This window comes from Microbacterium cucumeris, assembly GCF_058349845.2.
Genome location: NZ_JBYRIZ020000003.1, coordinates 1 through 20,203, shown reverse-complemented (window position 1 = coordinate 20,203; position 20,203 = coordinate 1). Strand labels below are relative to the sequence as shown.

The following is a 20,203-nucleotide window of genomic DNA, read 5'->3' as shown; positions in this document are numbered from 1 at the left end:
GGGATGCCGCATCGATCCGGACGTTCCCGCGGAAGCCGCGCGGTCAGATCCGGCGACGCCGCGGCATCAGCCGCACGTGGGGCAGTTCGGGAGCCGGGATGCGCTCGTCGCCGTGCGCGATGACGTGGCCGAACCGCCCGGAGCCGGACTCCCAGTCCTCACGGGCCTCGACGATCTCGTCATGCGTGCGCGCGGCGAAGTTCCACCACATCACGAGATCCTCCTCGAACGGCTCGCCGCCGAGAAGGAAGAGCAGCGCTCCCTCTTCGCTCGTGACGCGGACGGCTTCCTGCGAGTCGCCGAGATAGAGCATGCCGTTGTGGTCGAGCGTCTCGCCGTCGAGCGCCGCATCGCCCTCGACGAGCACGACGGCATGCTCCCATTCCGGCCTCAGCGGCAGTGTGGCGCGGGCTCCCGCAGGCACCGAGATCTCGGTGCCCACGATCGGCGTGTGCACGGTCGCCGGGGATCGTACCCCGGCGAATTCGCCGAGGACCACGGTCGCCACGGCCCCCTCGTCCAGAGGGGCGGTCGGCAGCTCGGTGTGCTGCTCGAACCCGCCGGGGCCGTGCCGTGCGGACTCCGGAAGGACGACCCAGAACTGCAGAGCGTCGAGCGGGATCGGATCCTCGCCGAGCGAGTACTCCGAATGCGAGATGCCGTCTCCAGCGGTCATGAGGTTGAGCTGACCGCGGCGCAGCGTCACGTCGCTGTCGACCGAGTCCCGATGACGCATGTCGCCGACGAGTGGCCAGGTCACGGTCTGCAGCCCGATGTGCGGGTGCGGCTCGACGCGCATGCGCACCGGCCCCGGACCGAAGCGATCGAGGAAGCACCATGCGCCGACCGTGGGCAGGTCCTTGTGAGGGAGGGTCCGCAGCACGTTCATGGCACGGACTCCTCCGAGCGGCACCTCGCGCGGCTCGAGCGGGATGCGGCGTCGTCCGATCATGCTCCCGGCACCTGCGGCCAGCGGATCTCGGCGCCCGCGACCTCGTGCGTCTCGAGGTACTTCGCGATGTAGGGGCAGTACGGCACGATGGTGTCGCCGGATGCCGAGGCATCCGCGAGCGCGGCGGACGCGAGGACGCCGGCCAGCCCCTTGCCCTGGAAGGCGGGGTCGACCTCGGTGTGGGTGAAACGGATTTCTCCGGGGCGGCGCTCGAACTCGGCGAACCCGGCGAGCGTGTCGCCGAGGCGGATCTCGTAGCGGGAGGCCTCGTCGTTGCGGGTGACTGCGGTGTCGGTCATCGCGGCTCCTTTTCCGTCTGCGTCCAGACTAGGACGCCTGTGGAGGAGCCGGGCGAGTGTCGGCGCCGACGGTTACGCTGGGGGGATGCCGCAGAATCCCCGTGACCCGTACGAGGACCTGCCCTTCCCGGACGAGCCGTGGGACAACGCGTACCCGCCGGAGCCCATGGACTGGGAGCCGCCCGCGGACGGCTGGGAGCCCCCGCTCGATTGGGGGCCCGGGCCCGCGACTGCCGTACCGGCGCCCGCTCCGGCCGCGACTCCGAGCCGCTATCCGACAGCGCTGGAGGCGTTGCACACGGTCTTCGGGTACGACGCCTTCAGGGGCGACCAGGCGGCGATCGTCGATCAGGTGATCTCCGGCGGAGACGCCGTCGTCCTCATGCCGACCGGCGGCGGCAAGTCGATCACGTATCAGGTGCCCGCGCTGGTGCGCGAGGGCACCGGGCTCGTGATCAGCCCGCTCATCGCGCTGATGCACGATCAGGTCGACGCGCTGCGGGCCAACGGTGTCAGGGCCGCCTACCTGAACTCCACGCAGTCGATCGACGAGCGGCGCGAGGTCGAGCGGGCGTACGTCGCTGGCGAGCTCGATCTCGTCTACGTCGCCCCCGAACGGCTTTCGAGTCCGGCCACGACCGCCCTTCTGCAGCGCGGGACGCTGAGCGTCATCGCGATCGACGAGGCGCACTGCGTCTCCCAGTGGGGCCACGACTTCCGTCCCGACTACCTCGCCCTCGGTGACCTGGGCGAGCGGTTCCCCGGTGTGCCGCGGATGGCGCTCACCGCGACCGCGACGCGGGCCACGCATCAGGAGATCACCGAGCGACTGCACCTCGACGGCGCGGAGCACTTCGTAGCGAGCTTCGACCGCCCCAACATCCAGTACCGCATCGTCCCCAAGATCGACCCGCGCAAGCAACTGGTGGCGTTCATCCGGTCGCAGCCCGAGAACGCCGCGGGCATCGTGTACGCGCTCAGCCGCAAGTCGGTCGAGCAGACCGCCGATTATCTGGCCGCGCAGGGATTCGACGCGCTGCCGTACCACGCGGGTCTGCCGGCCGAGGTGCGTGCGGCGAATCAGGCGCGGTTCCTGCGCGAGGACGGCGTCGTGATGGTCGCGACCATCGCGTTCGGAATGGGCATCGACAAGCCCGACGTCCGCTTCGTCGCGCACATCGACCTGCCCAAGTCCGTCGAGGGCTACTACCAGGAGACCGGCCGCGCCGGCCGTGACGGAGAGGCATCCGTCGCGTGGATGGCCTACGGCCTCGGCGACGTCGTCCAGCAGCGCCGGCTCATCGATCAGAGTCCCGGTGACCGCACCTTCAAGATGCGGATGGGGCAGCATCTCGACGCCATGCTCGCGCTGTGCGAGACGGTCCAGTGCCGCCGGCAGAACCTCCTGGGCTACTTCGGCCAGGATTCGCAGCCCTGCGGCAACTGCGACACGTGCCTCGAGCAGCCGGAGACGTTCGACGGCCTGATCCCGGCGCAGAAGCTGCTCTCGACGGTCGTACGGCTCAAGCGCGAGCGCAATCAGGCCTTCGGAGCTGGTCACCTCATCGACATCCTGCGGGGATCGTCGAACGACCGGGTCCGCAAGTTCGGTCACGATCAGCTCGCGACCTACGGCATCGGGGCGGACCTCTCCGATCAGGACTGGCGCAGCGTGGTCCGTCAGCTTCTCGCGCGCGGCATTCTCGTGGCTCAGGGCGACTACGGCACGCTCGCCCCGGGGGATGCCGCGGCCGGCGTCCTCCGCGGCGAGACCCCGGTCCCGCTGCGCAAGGACACGATGGGGCGCGTGAGCGGCGCCGGTCGCGCGCGCAAGGCGTCGGCGGCCGACACGCTCGGCGAAGGCGACCGCGGGCTGTTCGAGGCGTTGCGCTCATGGCGTGCCGAGACCGCGCGCGAGCAGGGCGTGTCGGCGTACATCGTCTTCGGCGACGCGACGCTGCGCGCGCTCGCCGAGCACCGGCCGGCATCGCTCGCGGATCTCGACGGCATCACCGGCATCGGAGCCAAGAAGCGCGAGGCCTACGGGGACGCGGTCCTCGCCGTGATCGCCGCCGCCTGACGCCCCCGCCGTTCGTCGAGCGAGCGGAGCGAGTCGAAACGGGCTCGCGTCCGGGCCGCGTGGGTGCGTTTCGACTCGGTCGACTTCGTCGTCCTCGCTCAACGAGCGGGGTGGTGGCGGCTCGCCCCTTCCCTTTCCCGTCGTTCGTTGAGCGAGCGGAGCGAGTCGAAACGCGCTCCATCCGGAGTGCATCAGTCGTGAGCCCGTTTCGACTCGGTCGACTGCGTCGTCCTCGCTCAACGAGCGGGGGGGCGCGCCTTCCCTTTCCCGTCGTTCGTTGAGCGAGCGGAGCGAGTCGAAACGGGCCAACGTCTCGACTGCGTCGTCCTCGCTCAACGAGCGGGGTGGTGGTGCGTCCGGCACCTTCACCGCCTCCTTCGTTCGTTGAGCGAGCGGAGCGAGTCGAAACGGGCCAACGTCTCGACTGCGTCGTCCTCGCTCAACGAGCGGGATGGCGCCCCGGCAATACGTCCGCCAGGTGCGCGGCGAGATGCTCGGCGACGTCCACGGCATCCCGGTCGTACAGCCACTGGTACTGCAACCCGTCCCACAGGGCGGCGAGCCAGATCGCCTCGTGCTCGGGATCCCGGTGCGCCGGCATCGATCCTTCGCGCTGGGCGCCGCGGAAGAGCTCGGCGAACCGGTCGATCACGTGGGTGAAGCGCGCCTGGAAGTGGCCGTGCGCAGGGTGCGAGGCGGGCACGGCCTCGCACGACAGCACCGCGTACACCTCGATGAGCCCCGGCGCGGTGGCGGCGTTGTCGGCGGCGCCGGCGGGCAGGCTGAGAAGCTCCGCCGTCGCCGTGTCCGCCGGGACGTAGGACGCGCGCGACTGGATGGTCCGATCGCGTTCGGCGAGGACGGCGCCGAGCAGCGCCTCCTTCGTCGGGTAATGGTGCATGAGCGTCGACTTGGACACGCCCACCTTCTCGGCGATCTCCCGCAGGCTGGTGTCCCCGTAGCCCTCGGCGGCGAACAGTGCCATCGCGTCGGCGAGGATCTTCGCGCGCTTGCGTCGTCCCGAGGCGTAGCCGATCTCGTCCTCGGCGGGCACGATGTCGACCATCGGCCGGAAGACGCCGGCCTCGGCATCCGGGGTCTCCCCCTCGGGATCGCGCCATCCCACCGGCAGCGCCCAGGACGCCTCGCGCTCCTCGAGCATCGCCACGACGTCGACACGGTCGGGGAGGTACTGCTCGATCAACTGCAGCCCGTCCCAGGCCGCGGCCGTCCGGATCGCCTCGCCGTGAGGATCGCGATCGTCTGAGACGGTTCCGTGCAGGACGGCGTCCTCCATCACCTCCGTCGACATCGCCGTGACGCGGGCGTACCGGGCACGCATCAAGTCGTGGGCGGGATGCGACGGCGTCGACGCCTCCCCGGTCAGGGCGGCGAACAGGGCCAGGTACCCGCGGGTGCGTTCGTTCTGCCGCGCGATCTCGACGAACGGCAGCGCGCCGGGCTCGCTCGCCGCGACGACCTCGTCGTACAGCTCGACGTTGGCGTCCTCGAGGCCGTCCACGACTGTGGCCAGCAGCTCGTCCTTGGACGCGAAGTGCTTGAGCAGCCCCGGATGGCTCACGCCCGCCGTCACGGCGATGCTGCGCAACGAGGTCGATCGGTAGCCGTACGCGATGAACATCTCCCGCGCGGCGTGCACGATCCGGGCGCGCGTCTGCGCCGTGCTCGCCTGGCGAGGCTTCGGTACAGCGACGATCATCCGGTCCTCCTCCGGCAGTCTACCGAGGTGCAGTTACCAATCAGACTGCTTTCAGTTACCAAGCGGTCGGGTTTAATGTATTCTCATGGATGCAGCCGCGTCGCAGAGGACAAGCGGCACACCCGAGAGGACCTATTTCCCATGACAGAGATGTCATCCGCCGCGAGCGCCGCGGCCGTCGGAACGACCGGATTCAAGGCGCCGGGGACAACGCCGGCGAAGACTCCGCGCGGCTACACGCCGGCCCTGGCCGGAGTGAACTTCGGCGTCTATCTGGCGCTGCTGACGCCGGTGATGGTCGCCATGGCGTTCAAGATCCAGCACCTGGATGCCGCGAACGCGGACGCCAACCTCGGACTCGTCCTCGGTGTCGGCGCCTTCTTCGCCCTGATCTGCAACCCCCTGGTCGGTCGCCTCTCCGACCGCACGACGTCGCGCTGGGGCATGCGCCGGCCGTGGATCCTCGGCGGGTCCCTGGTGGGGCTCGGCGGCTTCGTCATCATCGGCGCCGCGACATCCGTCTGGGTCGTGCTGCTGGCCTGGTGCCTCGTGCAGGGCGCCATGAACGCCGTGCTCGCCGCGGCGAACGCGACCATCCCGGACCAGTCGCCGGTGGCGAGCCGAGGCAAGGTGTCCGGCGTCGTCGGCATCGCGACCCCGCTCGGTATCCTCGCGGGAAGCTTCATCGTCAACTTCCTGCCCGGCGACTTCGAGCGCTTCGTCGTCCCCGGTGCGATCGCCACGATCCTCGCGATCGTGTTCGTGCTGGTGCTGAAGGATCGCCGGCTCGAGCAGAAGCCCGCCGAGCGGTTCACGATCGGCATGTTCTTCAGCTCGTTCGTGTTCAACCCGCGCAAGAACCCCGACTTCGGATGGACGTGGCTGACGAAGTTCTTCGTCATGTTCGGCTACGCGGGCATCGCCACCTACCTGCCGTACTACCTCCAGGCGAAGTTCGCGCTGGGGGAGCAGGAGGCCGTCACCACGATCCTCTTCGCCAACATCGCGTCGACCCTGGCCATGGTCGTCTCGTCCCCGATCGCCGGAATCCTGTCCGACCGGTTCGGAAAGCGCCGCCCGTTCGTCGCCGTCGCGGGTGTGGTCATGGTGTTCGGACTCGTGCTGCTCACGACCGCGCCGAGCATCGCGGTCGTGATCATCGCGCAGGCCATCATCGGCTTCGGCGCCGGGTCCTTCCTGTCGGTCGATCTCGCGCTGGCGACGCAGGTGCTCCCGAACCCGGAGGACACCGCGAAGGACCTCGGCGTGCTGAACATGGCGAACGCGCTGCCGCAGTCGATCGCGCCCGCCATCGCCCCCGCGATCATCGCGATCGGTGCGGCGACGCCGCTCGGCGGCTACACGGTCTGGTACCTCTTCGGCGCCCTAGTGGCGCTGGCCGGTGCCGTCCTCGTCTATCGGATCAAGGGAGTCAAGTGATGACGGATGTCGCGAACCGGACGGCCGAGACGGCTGCTGTGACCGACCGCCCCTGGCTCGACGCGAGCCTGCCGGTCGACGAGCGCGTGAGTCTCCTGCTGGACGCCATGACGATCGAGGAGAAGGCCGGGCTCTTCTTCCACACCATGATCGCGATCGCGGACGTCGACGAGGCGAACGCCGCCTTCGGTCTGCCGTCGGCGCGGGAGTTCGTCGAAGGCCGGAAGATGACGCACTTCAATCTGCTGGGCGCTGCGCCGACCGGCCGTGAGATCGCTGCCTGGCAGAACGAGATCCAGCGGCTCGCGGCGTCCACTCGGCTCGGCATCCCCGTGACGCTGTCGACTGATCCGCGTCACTCGTTCAGCGACAATCCCGGCGCGGCGATCATGGCGGGACCCTTCTCGCAGTGGCCCGAGACGCTCGGTCTCGCGGCGATCCGCGACGAGGAGCTCGTCGAGCGCTTCGGCGACATCGCCCGTCAGGAGTACACCGCCGTGGGGCTGCGCGTGGCGCTGCATCCTCAGGTGGATCTCGCGACCGAACCGCGCTGGGCGCGCCAGACCGCGACGTTCGGCGAGGACGCCGAGCTGGCCGGGCGCCTCGGCGCGGCGTACATCCGCGGCTTCCAGGGGCAGTCGTTCGGACCGGGATCCGTCTCGACCATGACGAAGCACTTCCCGGGCGGCGGCCCGCAGAAGGACGGCGAGGATCCGCACTTCGCCTACGGTCGTGAGCAGGTCTATCCGGGCGGGCGGTTCGAGCTGCACCTGAAGCCCTTCGCAGCGGCCTTCGAGGCGGGCACGCGGCAGATCATGCCGTACTACGGGATGCCCGTGGGCACCGAGTACGAGGAGGTCGGATTCGGGTTCAACAAGTCGGTCATCACCGGGCTCCTGCGGGAGCACTTCGGCTTCGACGGTCTGGTCTGCACGGACTGGGGGCTCATCACGGATGCCGAGATCTTCGGCGATCACCACCCGGCGCGCGCCTGGGGTGTCGAGCATCTGTCTCCGAAGGAGAGGATGCGGAAGATCCTGGATGCCGGGGCCGACCAGTTCGGCGGGGAAGCCTGCCCGGACCTGCTGCTCGAACTCGTCGCGGACGGGGCGGTCTCCGAGGAGCGCCTGGACGTGTCGGCCGCGCGCATCCTGCGCGAGAAGTTCGAACTCGGACTGTTCGAGAATCCGTACGTGGACGAGGACGCCGCAGAGGAGATCGTCGGCCGGTCGGACTTCCGTGCCGCCGGCGAGGCCGCGCAGCGCGCGTCCGTCACCGTGCTGACGAACGACGGCACGCTGCCGGTCGCCTCGGGGCGGAAGGTGTACGTGGAGGGGATCGAGCGGGAGACCGCCGCGGAGTACGGCGAGGTCGTCTCGAGCCCGGAAGAGGCGGATGTCGCGATCCTGCGTCTGAAGGCTCCCTACGAGCAACGGGAGACGGCGTTCGAGAACTTCTTCCACGCGGGCTCTCTCGCCTTCGGCGATGACGTCATCGCGCACGTGCGCACAGTCGCGGCGGCCGTCCCGACCGTCGTCGACGTGCTCGTCGACCGTCCGGCGATCCTCACCGAGATCGTGGAGACGGCCGCCGCGGTGACTGTGAACTGGGGCGCCTCCGCGGCGGCGCTGCTGGACGTGCTCACCGGCGCAGCCGAGGCTCGGGGGCGGCTGCCGTTCGACCTTCCGCGATCCATGGCGGCCGTGGAGGCGTCGCGACCCGACGTCCCGTTCGACACCGCCGACCCGCTGTTCCGGTTCGGGCACGGTCTGGTGCTGTAACACTCCGCCGCACAGGAAGAGGGCGCGTCCGCGGAAATCCGCGGATACGCCCTCTTCCTGTCTGCTCGTCGGCGCGAAGTTTCTGAGTGTTCGCTGGACAGGCGTACCGGAATACCGCAATACTGACCCGTGAACACGAGCCTTGTCGGCGAGCGCCGACGCCTGGGGAGGGTCTTGTGGAGCGGAGCTATCCGCATCACGGGAGGGCACTGGATGGACAGCAAGGGCAGAACTCTGCGCAGGCGCAGAGCGGTAGGAGGACTCGCCGGCATCACCGCCGCGGCAGTCGTCCTGGGAGGCGGGTTGGCGCCGATGGCGGCCAATGCCCTTCCCACAGACGATTCCGAGTCCCTGGGACAGGTGATCCGCACGGAGCTCCTGGGTGGAGACATCCTCGATGTCTCGCAGGCGATCAGCGGCAACCCGAGCGACGTGGGACCCGATGTCACACCGCTCGACGTCAGCCTGCTGGGCGCCCTGACGGTCGACCTGGGCGGCGGGCTTCAGCTGCCCCTGATCTCGGGGCCCAGCGGACCCGGTCTGCTCGACCTCGGCGACTTCGGCACGCTCAGCTCGTTCGCCGCTTCGCCCTCCGCGACGTCTTCGACCGCGAGCTCGGGTGTCATCGGTGCCGACGGCGCGATCGCGATCGACCCCGAGAACCCGGCGGCCTTCGACAACGCGACGGTGAACCTCACCGATCTGCTCGCGCAGCTGGGCATCGACGGCATCACCGACCAGGTGGTCGACAACCTCGGGCTCGAGGTCGGCGCTCTCGCCTCGACCGCGACCGCCACGGGCGTGCCGGGTGATGTGGGATTCACCTCGGAGTACGCCGTCACCGATCTGTCGCTGGACATCTCCAGCCCGCTCGTCGGCACGGTCGCGACGTCGCTCGACGGCGTTCTCACCGGTGTGGGCGACACGCTCAACGCCGCGGTGGGGACCGGCGGCGTCCTGGACACTGTCGTCGGCGCGGTCGACCTGGATCTGGGCATCCCGCTTCTGCTGGACATCGCCATCGGGGGCGGCACGATCGCCATCGACGATCTGGATGCCGCGATCGCCGCCGCGAGTGACACGCTCCTCATCGAACCGCTCGCCGATCCGAACGGCATCGCGTCGATCGACCTCGGCACGGGGGTCGTCTCGATCGATCTCGCCAAGGTCGTCAACGGGCCGGACGCGACGGATCTGAACGGTCTGGACCCCAACACGCTCGTGCTGGATGACGCGGCGATCACGGCGATCACCTCGGCGGTCAGCGCGGCACTCGGAACGCTGAGCACGAAGGTCGTCGACGCCGTCACCGATCTGGTCAACAATCTGGCCGTCACGATCACGCTGGGAGCCGAGTTGTCGGTTCTCGGGGTCGGTGCGGCAGATGTCGACGTCATCGTCGAGGCGACGCTCGGTCAGCTGACCGGTGCGGTCGCCGGCGATCCGGTGGTGTCCGTGGACGGCGACCTCCTCGGGATTCCCGTGGGACAGCTGCTCGGACTGATCACGACCCCGGTCATCAACCTGCTCACCGACGGCCTCGCACCGGTCATCGGCACGTTGCTCGGCACCGTCACCGGTGGCTTGGCCGGCACGGTCGACGGCATCGTGAACCCGGTCGTCACCGGTCTCGACCCGCTGCTCGGCGCCCTGAACCAGGTCGTCGAGATCACGATCAACGAGCAGGAGGAGCCGGGAGTGCTGGGGGCGGAGTCGTTCACGGCGAACGCCCTGAGTCTCGAACTGCTCCCCGGGCTCGGCGCGCTCAACCTCGATCTCGGATCTTCGACGGTGCGCGCGGCTGCTGCTGCGGTCGCAGCCATCGACGCCGCCTCTACGGTCCCGGCGGGCAGCAGCCTCGCCGTCTCCGGTACCGGCTGGCCGCCGAGCACGACGGTCACGCTGGAGCTGAGGGACGCGAGTGACGCTCTCGTGGGCACGGCCGTGACGGTCGACACCGACGCGAGCGGCGCGTTCACGACGTCCTACCCCGTCCCGGCGGACACGGTGCCCGGCACGGGCTTCACCATCACCGGTACGGCCGGCGCCATCACCGCGGAGGACACGGTCGAGGTCACGGCCGCCGATCCCGGCGACGTGAACACCAACGCGGCGGCTTCGGCATCCGCGTCGGCAGACGCGACCGCCGACGGCGACCCGTCCGCTCAGGCGGCGGCTGAGGCGGCGGCACTGGCCGACGCCACGTCCGCCGCGACCGCGGCGGCGAACGCCGACGCGAGCATCGCGGCCCAGGCCGCAGCGACGACGGACGCGTCCACGACCGCCTCCTCCGACTCGACGACGGACGCGAACGCTCAGGCCGCTGTGGCGGCGCAGGCCGCGGCGCAGGCGGATGCCTCGGACGATGTCGCAGCGGCGGCGACGGCCACGGCCACCGCGAACTCCGCTGTGGCGGCTCAGGCCGCGGCGACGGCGGACTCGTCGACCGACGCCTCCTCGGAGGCCTCGACGAACGCGAACGCGGCGGCGTCGGCGTCCGCATCGGCGAACGCCGACGCGACGACGGATGCCGTGGCCGAGGTCGCGGCTCAGGCGGCCGCCTATGCCGACGCCACGTCGGAGGCGACGGCGGCGGCGGACTCCACCGCCGAAGCGGCGGCATCGGCAGCAGCCACTGCGACCTCGTCGTCCACCGCCACGGCCGACGCGACGTCGGCTGCGAACGCGAACGCCGCGGTTGCCGCTCAGGCCGCTGCTCTCGCCGATGCGACCAGCGACACGGCTGCGGAGGCATCGGCCGCGACCAACGCGAACGCGTCGTCCGCGGCCGAGGCGGCGGCGATCGCCAACTCGTCCACCGACGCCTCGACGGCGGCCACGGCCGACGCCGACGCGGATGCCGACCCTGCGGCTGCGGCTGAGGTCAACACCAACGCCACGGCTTCGGCGGCGGCGTCGGCTCAGGCGGACAGCGACAACAACGCTGCCGCGCAGGCGGCGGCAGTCGCCGCAGCTCTGGCGGACGCCTCCACGGCCGCGGATGCAGCCGCGACGCCGGACGCCGAGGCCGCCGCGGCCTCGGCGGCGACGGCCACGGCGACCAGCGCCGCGTCGGCGGATGCGACCACCGATGCCAACGCTTCGGCGGCCGTGGCCGCGCAGGCTGCGGCGCAGGCGGACAACTCGGCGAGCACTGCGGCCGATGCCTCGGCTGCGGCGGATGCCGATGCGGCCGCTGCAGCGTCCGTGGCGGCGACGGCGACCTCGTCGAACGACGCATCGGCGACAGCGGCAGCCGACGCGGACGCGGACCCGGCGGCTGCGGCTGAGGTCAACACCAACGCCACGGCTTCGGCGGCGGCCTCCGCCCAGGCCGACAGCGACAACAACGCTGCCGCGCAGGCGGCCGCTGTGGCTGCTGCCCTGGCGGACGCCTCGACGGCGGCGGATGCTGCGGCAGACCCGAACGCGGAGGCCGCTGCGGCTTCGGCAGCTACGGCGACCGCGACGAGCGCTGCCTCCGCCGACGCGACCACCGACGTCAACGCCGCAGCGGCGGTCGCCGCCCAGGCGTCGGCGCAGGCGGACAACTCGGCGAGCACGACCGCGGACACCTCGGCTGCCGCCGATGCCAACGCTGCGGCTGCGGCTTCGGCCGCGTCGACGGCGACGTCTTCGGCAGCGGCTTCGGCCAACGCCGCGACGGACGCCTCGGCTGCGGCGGCTGCCGACCCGGCGGCGAGCGCTTCGGCGAACGCCGACCCGGACGGTCAGCTCGGCATCACGGTCAAGGTTCCCGAGCTGGAGCGCGGAGACCAGCAGACCGCCATCGGCACCGGCTTCCAGCCGGGTGAGGTCGTCACCGGAGTGATGACGTCCGACCCGGTCGCGCTGGGCACGCAGGTCGCCGACGGCGAGGGCACCGTGACCTTCACGTGGACGATTCCGGCCGACGCGGATCTGGGCACGCACACCGTGACCCTGACGGGCGCGGAGTCGGGGAGCGTCGCGGGGACCTTCGAGGTGGTCGCCGACGGACTCGCCGGCACCGGATCGGATGTGCCGCTCGGCTGGATCGCGCTGGGAGTCCTGCTCCTCATGCTCGGTCTCGGCACGGCGCTGGTCGCCCGGTCGCGGCGCGCGGTCGCTGCCGCGGAGTAAGGGCACGACACTGTAAGGTCGGGGTCGTCCAGTCTGGACGGCCCCGACCTTCAGCGGTGAAACGGATGAGGCATGAGCACGACGATCGATGAGCCCGAAACGGCGCTGGACGAGCGGGAAACCGCGCAGGGTGATACGGAGGCCGTGCCCAGACCTCGCCCGGCATGGTGGGTGAAGCTGATCGCCTTCGCCGCGTGCCTCCTGACGCTGTGGCACATCTTCGCGTCGTTCCTGTGGATCGCCCCGTACTCCGCATTGCGGGAGATCCCCTCGCAGGAGGTGCTGTCCGGCTACATGCTCCCGCTCTTCGGTCAGTCCTGGAGCGTGTTCGCGCCCGAGCCGATCAACGGCGACTACCACTTCAACGTGCGCGCGGTGATCGAGCAGGACGGCGAGGAGATCGAGACGGGCTGGGTCAGCGCCACCGACGTCGAGCTGTCGATGATCCGATACAACCTGTTCCCGCCGCGGGCCGGCATCCAGTCCAGCGAGGTCGCGAGCGGTCAGATGAACGCCTACAACAAGCTCGACGAGAAGCAGCAGGCGGTGGCCGCGCTGGACTTCGCAGCCGAGGACTGGGAGGAGTGGATGGCGCGCTCCTTCGATGAGCTGGGCGAGGGGCCGTCGACCGAGGCGTACATGCGGGAGGAGCATCTCGCCACCGCCTACGCGACGCAGGTCGCCTACGCGATCTGGGGCGATGACGTGGTGCGTGTGCAGTACCGCGTCAGTCGTCAGAACGTCGTTCCGTACGCCGAAAGGAACGACCCGACGGCGCAGCGGCCCGACCCGACGTTCTCCACGACGGGCTGGCGCGGCCCCGTCGAGGAGGAGGGGCAGAGCCGTGACGACTTCGCCGACGTCTTCCGCTCCCAGTTCGAGAGGACGCAGAAATGAGCCAGGTGAGAGAGGCGCCCACGGTGTCGGCGTCGGACGAAGCCGACGCGCTCCCGACGCCGCAGGCATCCCTGCCCACTCGTCTGCTGACCTTCGCGGGCTCGATGATCTCGGGCTTCTGGGCGATGGTGCTCACCGCGATCGACCGCATCTCCGCCTTCCTGAACGATTGGCTGTTCAACGGCAAGAAGGCTCTCTACGGGCTCGCCGTCACCCGGATCCTGTTCGGTGTCACGGCCCTGGGGCTGCTGATCTCCAACTTCGGCACCCGGCTGTACACGTTCGGACCCGGGTCCGCCTGGAACGGAGAGCTCGCCCAGCCGGTGAGCGACTTCCCGCGGATCTGGATCTTCAGCGCTTTCCATGCCGTCATGGGCGACGCGGCCCTGTACACCCTGCTGTACGTGGTGCTGGTGGGCATGGCCGTGCTCTTCACGATCGGCTGGCGCTTCCGGATCGTCCTGCCGATCTTCTTCTGCCTGTGGGTGGGGTTCATCGAGGCGAACGACATGGTCGGAGACCAGGGCGACAACATGTTCCGCATCGCCCTCATCCTGCTGTTCTTCGCCGACCCGGCCGCACGCTGGTCGATCGACGCGCGCCGACGGGCGAAGAAGGGGGAATGGTTCGCTCAGGGAAGCCAGCCTGCCCTCATCGGCACGATGCTGCACAATCTCGCTCTGGTCGCCCTCACCGCCCAGGTGTGCTTCGTCTACGCATCAGGCGCGCTCTACAAGGCAGGCGGCGACCCGTGGGCCCAGGGCTGGGCGGTCTATGATCCGCTGCAGACCGCGCGCTTCGGAACCTGGCCCGTGCTGAGCGACCTCGTGACCTCGTGGGGACCCATGGTCGTGGCCATCAGCTGGGGGTCGATCCTGCTGCAGGTGGCCTTCCCCCTGATGCTCCTCACCCGGCCCACGCGTCTGATCGGTCTGCTCGGCATCCTGTCGTTCCACATCGGCATCGCCGTGCTCATGGGGCTCCCGTGGTTCTCGCTCACGATGATCGCTATCGACGCGATCTTCATCCGGGACCGCACCTGGGGACGTCTGAGCGCGGGTGTCGTCCGGCGATGGAACGAGGCCAAGGCGGCACCTCCGCCCCAGCGATCGCTCAGCTGATCGCGTACGCCTCCGTGTGCACGTGCACTGTCGCGGCGTCGCGCAGCAGCTTCGAGACGGGGCAGCGCGCGTGCGCCGCCGCGAGGATCTCGTGCGCCTCGGCATCCGAGGCTCCCTCGATCGACAGGTAGCCGTCGACGCGGAACTCGTAGCCCGGTCCCGGCACGGCCGGGTGCAGTTCGACCTCCACGCGCACCGCCGTGCGCCGGGCCCCGGCGACGATCACCTGAGCCGTGCCGTTCAGGCAGGTCGCCCACGCCAGGGCGAGCAGCTGCTCCGGATCGGTGGCTTCGGCATCCCGATTGGTGCCCAACGGTGAGGAGACCGCGACGGCGAGTCCGCCGGAGACGGCGCTGACCCCGTCCGCTCCGGTGCGGTTGACGGCCTCGGTGCGGTACACGGCGCTCATGCTCCCACCGTACGACGCCGAACGGGCATGACGATTCGTGACGCCCGATGACGTCGATCGACGCACGGCGTCCTAGCGTTGGCGATCATGAGCCTCGACCAGACGACCACCGCGCCCGCGGTCATCCGCACGGCGCGAGACGTGCACGCGCTGCTCGCGGAGAAGGGATCCCAGGGCGCGAAGACGAAGGCGATCATCGTGCTCGCCCTGGGCGGCATCTTCATGGACGCCTACGACTTCTCCTCCCTCGCCTTCGGCATCACCGCCGTCAAGGAGGAGTTCGGCCTGGACCCGCTGATGACCGGCATCGTGAACGCCGCCATCATGGTGGGCTCGGTGGTCGGTGCCGTGTTCGGCGGCATGCTGGTCGACCGGTTCGGCCGCTACAAGCTGTTCATGGCGGACATGGCGTTCTTCGTCGTCGCCGCGATCGGCTGCGCCCTCGCACCGAACGAATGGGTGCTCATCTTCTTCCGCTTCGTGATGGGCATCGGCGTCGGCCTCGACCTTCCCGTCGCCATGGCCTTCCTCGCCGAGTTCTCCAAGCTGCGCGGCTCCGGCAGCCGGTCGCAGCGCGTGAACGCGTGGTCTCCGGCCTGGTACATCGCCACCGGGTTCGGCTACCTGCTGGTGCTCGCGGTGTTCCTGCTGCTTCCGGTCGCGCAGCACGGCATCCTGTGGCGCGTCGTGGTCGGCTTCGGTGCCGTGCCGGCGATCATCGTGCTGCTGGTGCGACGCAAGTACATGGCCGAGTCGCCGCAGTGGCTGGCCGACCAGGGAGACCTGCGCGGTGCCGTGGACGTCATGCGTTCGCACCACGGCCTCGACGTCGAACTCGCCGAGGATGCCGACACCACCCGCACCACGAAGGCGCGCACCGGGCACTGGCGGCAGTACGGCGAGCTGTTCGCCGCCCGCTACCGGCTGCGCACGATCGCCGCCCTGTGCGTGTCGGTGTTCTCGACCTTCGGGTACAACGCGGTGGCGTACGGCACGCCGCTGATCATCTCGATGCTCTTCCAGCAGGGTCCGCTCGTCACCATCCTTTCGGCTCTCGTCATCAATCTCGGCTTCGGTGCGGCCGGAGGCATCCTCGGCGTCGGCCTGGTCAACCGCCTCGGCGCCCGACGGCTCACGATCATCGGATTCGCGATCCAGGCGGCGTCGCTCATCACGCTCGCGATCGTCGGCATCCCGACCGGCGCCCTGGTGATGATCTCGATCGCGATGCTCGCGGCTTTCGTGTTCGCCCAGGCCGGCGGACCCGGCGCGAACCTGATGAGCTATGCGACGCTGTCCTACCCGACGCGACTGCGCGGCGTCGGCGTCGGTTTCAACGAGGCCGTCAAGCGCGTCTTCTCCATCGCCTCGCTGGTGTTCTTCCCCGTGCTGGCTGCGGCGCTGTCGACCGGCGTGTTCTGGATCGTCGCGCTCGCACCGCTGGCGGGTCTCATCGCCCTGCTGGTCATCACCTGGGATCCCACTGGCAAGGACGTCGACGCCGAGGACGCGCTCGACTGAGCACCCGTCGGCATCTGTGGGGACGCGACAACGCCTGCCGACCTCGCGGGGCGTCCCGGTTGGACCAGATCCACAGCCGAGTTCCGTGGTCGTTGTCGCAGATCTACCATCGAAGCATCCTGATTGCCTCCGAGAGGAAGATCCATGGTCGACGCCGCCGTCCGCCCCCAGACCGCTCCCACCGATGAGAACGCCCCGCGCATCGACATCCCGGGTGTGAACGAGCTGCTGCTCGGAACGTGGGCCGACACCCGTCGTCATGCCCGCGAGATGATCAAGGACTCGGCCTTCTGGCGCAAGGACGAACTCGGCAAGGACGAGCACCGCGAGCGGGTGCTGAGCCAGCTGCACCTGCTCGTCGAGAACCGCGCCGTGCACCGCGCGTTCCCCAAGCGGTTCGGCGGCGAGGAGGACAACGGCGCCAACATCGCCGGCTTCGAGGAGCTCGTCGCCGCGGATCCCAGCCTGCAGATCAAGTCGGGAGTGCAGTGGGGGCTCTTCGGTTCGGCCATCCTGCAGTTGGGCACGGCCGAGCATCACGAGAAGTGGCTGCCCGGCGTCATGGACCTGACGATCCCCGGCGCGTTCGCGATGACCGAGATCGGGCACGGGTCGGATGTCGCGGCCGTCGGCACCACGGCGACGTACGACCCGGACACCGAGGAGTTCGTCATCCACACGCCGTTCCGCGGTGCGACGAAGGAGTACCTCGGCAACGCGGCGCTGCACGGCATCGCCGCTACCGTGTTCGCCCAGCTCATCACGAACGGGGTCAACCACGGCGTCCACTGCTTCTACGTCCCGCTGCGCGGAGAGGACGGCCAGGACCTGCCCGGCATCGGACGCGAGGACGACGGCCTCAAGGGCGGACTCAACGGCATCGACAACGGCCGCCTCAGCTTCGACCAGGTGCGCATCCCGCGCACCAACCTGCTGAACAAGTACGGCGACGTCGCCGCGGACGGCACCTACACGAGCTCGATCGACAGCCCCGGGCGCCGCTTCTTCACGATGCTCGGGACCCTCGTTCAGGGACGCGTCTCCCTGGACGGAGCGTCGTCCTGGGCATCCGCACTGGGGCTCAAGATCGCGATCACCTACGCGACCCAGCGCCGGCAGTTCGACGGCGCCGACGGGCAGGAGGTCGTGCTCCTCGACTACGGGAAGCACCAGCGGCGCCTGCTGCCGCGTCTTGCGACGACCTATGCGCAGATCTTCGCGCATGACGAGTTCCTGCAGAAGTTCGACGGCGTCTTCTCCGGGCGCACCGACACCCCGGACGACCGGGAGGACCTCGAGACCCTCGCCGCCGCCCTCAAGCCGCTGTCCACGTGGCACGCGCTGGACACGCTCCAGGAGGCGCGCGAGGCGTGCGGCGGAGCCGGGTTCATGTTCGAGAACCGTCTGGTGGGACTGCGTGCTGACCTCGACATCTACGTCACCTTCGAAGGCGACAACAACGTGCTGCTGCAACTGGTCGGCAAGCGCCTCCTCACCGACTACGCGCGCCAGTTCCAGGGCAAGGATGCCGCGGCGCTCGCCAAGTACGCGGTCGGCCAGACCGCGGGGAAGGTCTTCCACGGCGCGGGACTGCGCGCGCTCGGGCAGGCCGTCGCCGATCTCGGTTCGACGGCGCGCTCGGTGGAGCTCGGGCTGCGGGAGGAGCAGCAGCACCAGCTGCTGACCGAACGCGTGCAGCAGATGGTCGCCGACATCGCCGGGCGCCTGCGTCCGGCCGGCAAGGACAAGGCGCTCGGCGAGAAGCTGTTCAACGAGAACCAGGCGGAGCTGATCGAAGCGGCTCGCGCGCACGGCGAGCTCCTGCAGTGGGAGGCCTTCACGGATGCCGTGCACGGCGTCACCGATCAGGGCACCCGGCAGGTGCTCACGTGGCTGCGGGACCTGTTCGGCCTGCACCTGATCGAGAAGCACCTGTCCTGGCACCTCATCAACGGGCGCCTCTCGACGCAGCGAGCCGCCGCTGTGTCGAGCTATATCGACCGGCTCTGCGCGCGACTGCGTCCGCATGCGCTGGACCTGGTCGACGCGTTCGGGTACGAGGCGGAGCACGTCCGCGCGCCCATCGCGTCCGGCGCGGAGCAGCAGCGTCAGGACGAGGCCCGCGCGTACTACGCCGAGCTCGAGGCATCCGGTCGTGCCCCGATCTCCGAGAAGGCGCTGAAGGCGAAGAAGCGCTGACTCCCGGTCCTGCTGTGCGCGATAGCGTGGGCGGATGACTTCGCTCACCTCCGGATCCGATGGCCGGACACGCTGCGCCTGGGTCGGATCGGATGCCGAGTACGAGCGCTATCACGACGAGGAGTGGGGGCGGCCGCTGCACGGCGATCGCGCGCTCTTCGAGAAGATGTCGCTCGAGGGGTTCCAGGCCGGACTCAGCTGGATCACGATCCTGCGCAAGCGTCCCCGATTCCGCGAGGTGTTCGCCGGGTTCGAGCCCGAGCGCGTCGCGCTGTTCGACGACGAGGACGTCGAACGGTTGATGGGGGACGCCGGCATCATCCGCAACCGCGCCAAGATCGAGGCCACGATCGGCAACGCCCGGCTCGTCGCCTCCATGGCCGACGGGGAACTGGACGCGTTGATGTGGTCGTTCGCCCCGGCGCCGAGACCGCGCCCGCGGGAGTTCGCCGACGTCCCGGCGGTGACACCCGAATCGACCGCCATGAGCAAGGAACTGCGTCGGCGCGGCTTCCGCTTCGTCGGAGCGACCACGATGTACGCGCTCATGCAGTCGTCCGGCATGGTCGACGATCACGTCGAGGGCTGCTGGCGCGCCGCCTGATCGGGTGGGCAGTTCTCCCCATCCGCGTTCCCAGGAGCCCTGGTTAAGATGGCCGGGGCATGTCCGCGCCCAGAGCGAACGCGCCGCGTTCGATGACGTCCGAACTGTCCCAGGGGGGAACCAGCCGAATGAAGGTGCTGAGCTGGGTCCGTGCGCGCCCGAAGACGCTGGCCTCGGCAGCCGCCGTCACGGTCGCGGCGGTGACGATCACCACGTTGGCTTTCGCGTATGAGGGCAACCCGACGACCGAGGTGGATCTGAACGACGGGGGCGTGTGGATCACGAAGTCGTCGAGTCTGCTGGTGGGGCATTTCAACAACGAGTCGACGTTGCTCGACGGCGGTCTGCGGACGACGGGTGAGAACTTCGACATCCTGCAGGACGAGGCGACCGTGGTCGTCGTCAACCGCGACGAGTCGACGGTGACGACCGTCGATCCCGCGAACGTGAAGCTCGGCGACAGCGGTGCGATCCCCGGTGCGAGCAAGGTGGCGCTGGGCGAGAAGACCACCGCGATCCTCGACACCGAGTCGGGAGGTCTCTGGATCAGGCCCGTGACGGGCCTGGCCGGATTCGAAGTCGCCGGAGAGAAGCCGCTGCTCGAGCTCGGGGCGAACGCGGACGTGACCGTCGGCGCCGACGGGACGGTCTACGCCGTGTCGCCGAAGGATGCCCGGGTGTACACGATCCCGGTCGACGCGCAGGGCGATCCCCTCGAGCCGACCTCCGGCGGTGTGGACGGGCTGAAGAAGGACAGCGAGCCGACCATCACCGCCGTGGGGGACGTCCCGGTGGTGCTCGATCCTGCTCAGGGCGTCGTGACGACGCCGGGCGGCTTCCGCACCGAGATCCCCGAAGCCGACTCGGCCGTCCTGCAGCAGGCCTCGGGCTCGGCCGACTCCGTCACGGTGGCCACGGCCGGCCAGCTCTTGCGCGTTCCCCTCGACGGCGGCGAGATCGCCGTGTCCGAGGCCGGGTCGGAGGGTTCTCCTGCGGCGCCGGTGTCGTTGTTGGGGTGTTCGTATGGTGCGTGGTCGGGTTCTGGGGTGTTCGTCCGG

13 protein-coding genes and 1 pseudogene are annotated in these 20,203 nt (G+C 69.7%); 10 read left to right on the top strand and 4 right to left on the bottom strand.

The genetic code is table 11. The annotated features are described in order from the left end of the window. Nucleotides 1-43 precede the first annotated feature (43 nt). Both AC3RXZ_RS09255 and AC3RXZ_RS09250 read right to left on the bottom strand, forming a co-directional pair. Nucleotides 44-952, bottom strand: coding sequence for a pirin family protein (locus AC3RXZ_RS09255; protein ID WP_243229156.1), 909 nt, complete (start codon nucleotides 950-952; stop codon nucleotides 44-46). Further along, entirely contained in the window at nucleotides 949-1,251 is a 303-nt protein-coding gene (locus tag AC3RXZ_RS09250; RefSeq protein ID WP_243229158.1) for a GNAT family N-acetyltransferase, read from the bottom strand. Before AC3RXZ_RS09250 ends, AC3RXZ_RS09255 begins: the two co-directional genes overlap by 4 nt. Nucleotides 1,252-1,336: 85 nt before the next feature. Between AC3RXZ_RS09250 and recQ the strand changes: the two genes are divergently transcribed. After that, nucleotides 1,337-3,331, top strand: a complete 1,995-nt coding sequence (recQ, locus tag AC3RXZ_RS09245; RefSeq protein WP_491493829.1) for a DNA helicase RecQ — start codon at nucleotides 1,337-1,339, stop codon at nucleotides 3,329-3,331. Between the two features lie 439 nt (nucleotides 3,332-3,770). Here the strand turns inward: recQ and AC3RXZ_RS09240 are convergent, their stop codons facing one another. Beyond that, nucleotides 3,771-5,051: a TetR/AcrR family transcriptional regulator gene (locus AC3RXZ_RS09240; protein WP_491493828.1), complete on the bottom strand. Its 1,281-nt coding sequence runs from the start codon at nucleotides 5,049-5,051 to the stop codon at nucleotides 3,771-3,773. A gap of 141 nt (nucleotides 5,052-5,192) precedes the next feature. On the opposite strand from AC3RXZ_RS09240, the gene AC3RXZ_RS09235 reads away from it, so the two are divergent. From AC3RXZ_RS09235 to AC3RXZ_RS09215, 5 genes are all read left to right on the top strand, one after another. Continuing rightward, nucleotides 5,193-6,491 carry an MFS transporter gene (locus AC3RXZ_RS09235; RefSeq protein WP_491493827.1) on the top strand — a complete coding sequence of 433 codons (1,299 nt, stop codon included), beginning with the start codon at nucleotides 5,193-5,195 and terminating at the stop codon, nucleotides 6,489-6,491. Further along, on the top strand, nucleotides 6,491-8,272 hold the full coding sequence (locus tag AC3RXZ_RS09230) for a glycoside hydrolase family 3 protein (RefSeq protein ID WP_491493826.1): 1,782 nt from the start codon (nucleotides 6,491-6,493) through the stop codon (nucleotides 8,270-8,272). The genes AC3RXZ_RS09235 and AC3RXZ_RS09230 overlap by 1 nt, the downstream gene beginning before the upstream one ends. Nucleotides 8,273-8,485: 213 nt before the next feature. Then, a complete protein-coding gene (locus AC3RXZ_RS09225) occupies nucleotides 8,486-12,394 on the top strand; it encodes a choice-of-anchor G family protein (RefSeq protein ID WP_498265585.1) in 3,909 nt (1,302 codons plus the stop codon). Nucleotides 12,395-12,466: 72 nt separating this feature from the next. Further along, a complete protein-coding gene (locus AC3RXZ_RS09220; RefSeq protein WP_491493824.1) occupies nucleotides 12,467-13,291 on the top strand; it encodes a DUF5819 family protein in 825 nt (274 codons plus the stop codon). Beyond that, entirely contained in the window at nucleotides 13,288-14,412 is a 1,125-nt protein-coding gene (locus AC3RXZ_RS09215; protein WP_491493823.1) for an HTTM domain-containing protein, read from the top strand. Before AC3RXZ_RS09220 ends, AC3RXZ_RS09215 begins: the two co-directional genes overlap by 4 nt. On the opposite strand, the gene AC3RXZ_RS09210 is transcribed toward AC3RXZ_RS09215, so the two are convergent. Further along, the gene (locus tag AC3RXZ_RS09210; protein WP_243229174.1) at nucleotides 14,405-14,821 is read right to left on the bottom strand and encodes an OsmC family protein; all 417 of its coding nucleotides are present in this window, start codon (nucleotides 14,819-14,821) and stop codon (nucleotides 14,405-14,407) included. The two genes, AC3RXZ_RS09215 and AC3RXZ_RS09210, sit on opposite strands and share 8 nt — an antisense overlap. Nucleotides 14,822-14,908: 87 nt before the next feature. Here AC3RXZ_RS09210 and AC3RXZ_RS09205 point away from each other — a divergent pair, with 87 nt between their 5' ends. The 4 genes and pseudogenes from AC3RXZ_RS09205 to AC3RXZ_RS09190 form a co-directional block, all read left to right on the top strand. After that, nucleotides 14,909-16,342, top strand: coding sequence for an MFS transporter (locus AC3RXZ_RS09205; protein ID WP_491493822.1), 1,434 nt, complete (start codon nucleotides 14,909-14,911; stop codon nucleotides 16,340-16,342). Between the two features lie 144 nt (nucleotides 16,343-16,486). Next, entirely contained in the window at nucleotides 16,487-18,541 is a 2,055-nt protein-coding gene (locus AC3RXZ_RS09200; RefSeq protein ID WP_491493821.1) for an acyl-CoA dehydrogenase family protein, read from the top strand. Nucleotides 18,542-18,575: 34 nt separating this feature from the next. Continuing rightward, nucleotides 18,576-19,145: a DNA-3-methyladenine glycosylase I gene (locus AC3RXZ_RS09195; protein WP_491493820.1), complete on the top strand. Its 570-nt coding sequence runs from the start codon at nucleotides 18,576-18,578 to the stop codon at nucleotides 19,143-19,145. A 59-nt stretch (nucleotides 19,146-19,204) separates the two neighbouring features. Then, a pseudogene (locus AC3RXZ_RS09190) lies at nucleotides 19,205-20,203 on the top strand (Ig-like domain-containing protein); the annotation flags it as partial.

Coding starts and splice junctions, on each gene's coding strand:
- AC3RXZ_RS09255 (WP_243229156.1), bottom strand. CDS start 952: ATGATCGGACGACGCCGCATCCCGCTCGAGCCGCGCGAGGTGCCGCTC.
- AC3RXZ_RS09250 (WP_243229158.1), bottom strand. CDS start 1,251: ATGACCGACACCGCAGTCACCCGCAACGACGAGGCCTCCCGCTACGAG.
- recQ (WP_491493829.1), top strand. CDS start 1,337: ATGCCGCAGAATCCCCGTGACCCGTACGAGGACCTGCCCTTCCCGGAC.
- AC3RXZ_RS09240 (WP_491493828.1), bottom strand. CDS start 5,051: ATGATCGTCGCTGTACCGAAGCCTCGCCAGGCGAGCACGGCGCAGACG.
- AC3RXZ_RS09235 (WP_491493827.1), top strand. CDS start 5,193: ATGACAGAGATGTCATCCGCCGCGAGCGCCGCGGCCGTCGGAACGACC.
- AC3RXZ_RS09230 (WP_491493826.1), top strand. CDS start 6,491: ATGACGGATGTCGCGAACCGGACGGCCGAGACGGCTGCTGTGACCGAC.
- AC3RXZ_RS09225 (WP_498265585.1), top strand. CDS start 8,486: ATGGACAGCAAGGGCAGAACTCTGCGCAGGCGCAGAGCGGTAGGAGGA.
- AC3RXZ_RS09220 (WP_491493824.1), top strand. CDS start 12,467: ATGAGCACGACGATCGATGAGCCCGAAACGGCGCTGGACGAGCGGGAA.
- AC3RXZ_RS09215 (WP_491493823.1), top strand. CDS start 13,288: ATGAGCCAGGTGAGAGAGGCGCCCACGGTGTCGGCGTCGGACGAAGCC.
- AC3RXZ_RS09210 (WP_243229174.1), bottom strand. CDS start 14,821: ATGAGCGCCGTGTACCGCACCGAGGCCGTCAACCGCACCGGAGCGGAC.
- AC3RXZ_RS09205 (WP_491493822.1), top strand. CDS start 14,909: ATGAGCCTCGACCAGACGACCACCGCGCCCGCGGTCATCCGCACGGCG.
- AC3RXZ_RS09200 (WP_491493821.1), top strand. CDS start 16,487: ATGGTCGACGCCGCCGTCCGCCCCCAGACCGCTCCCACCGATGAGAAC.
- AC3RXZ_RS09195 (WP_491493820.1), top strand. CDS start 18,576: ATGACTTCGCTCACCTCCGGATCCGATGGCCGGACACGCTGCGCCTGG.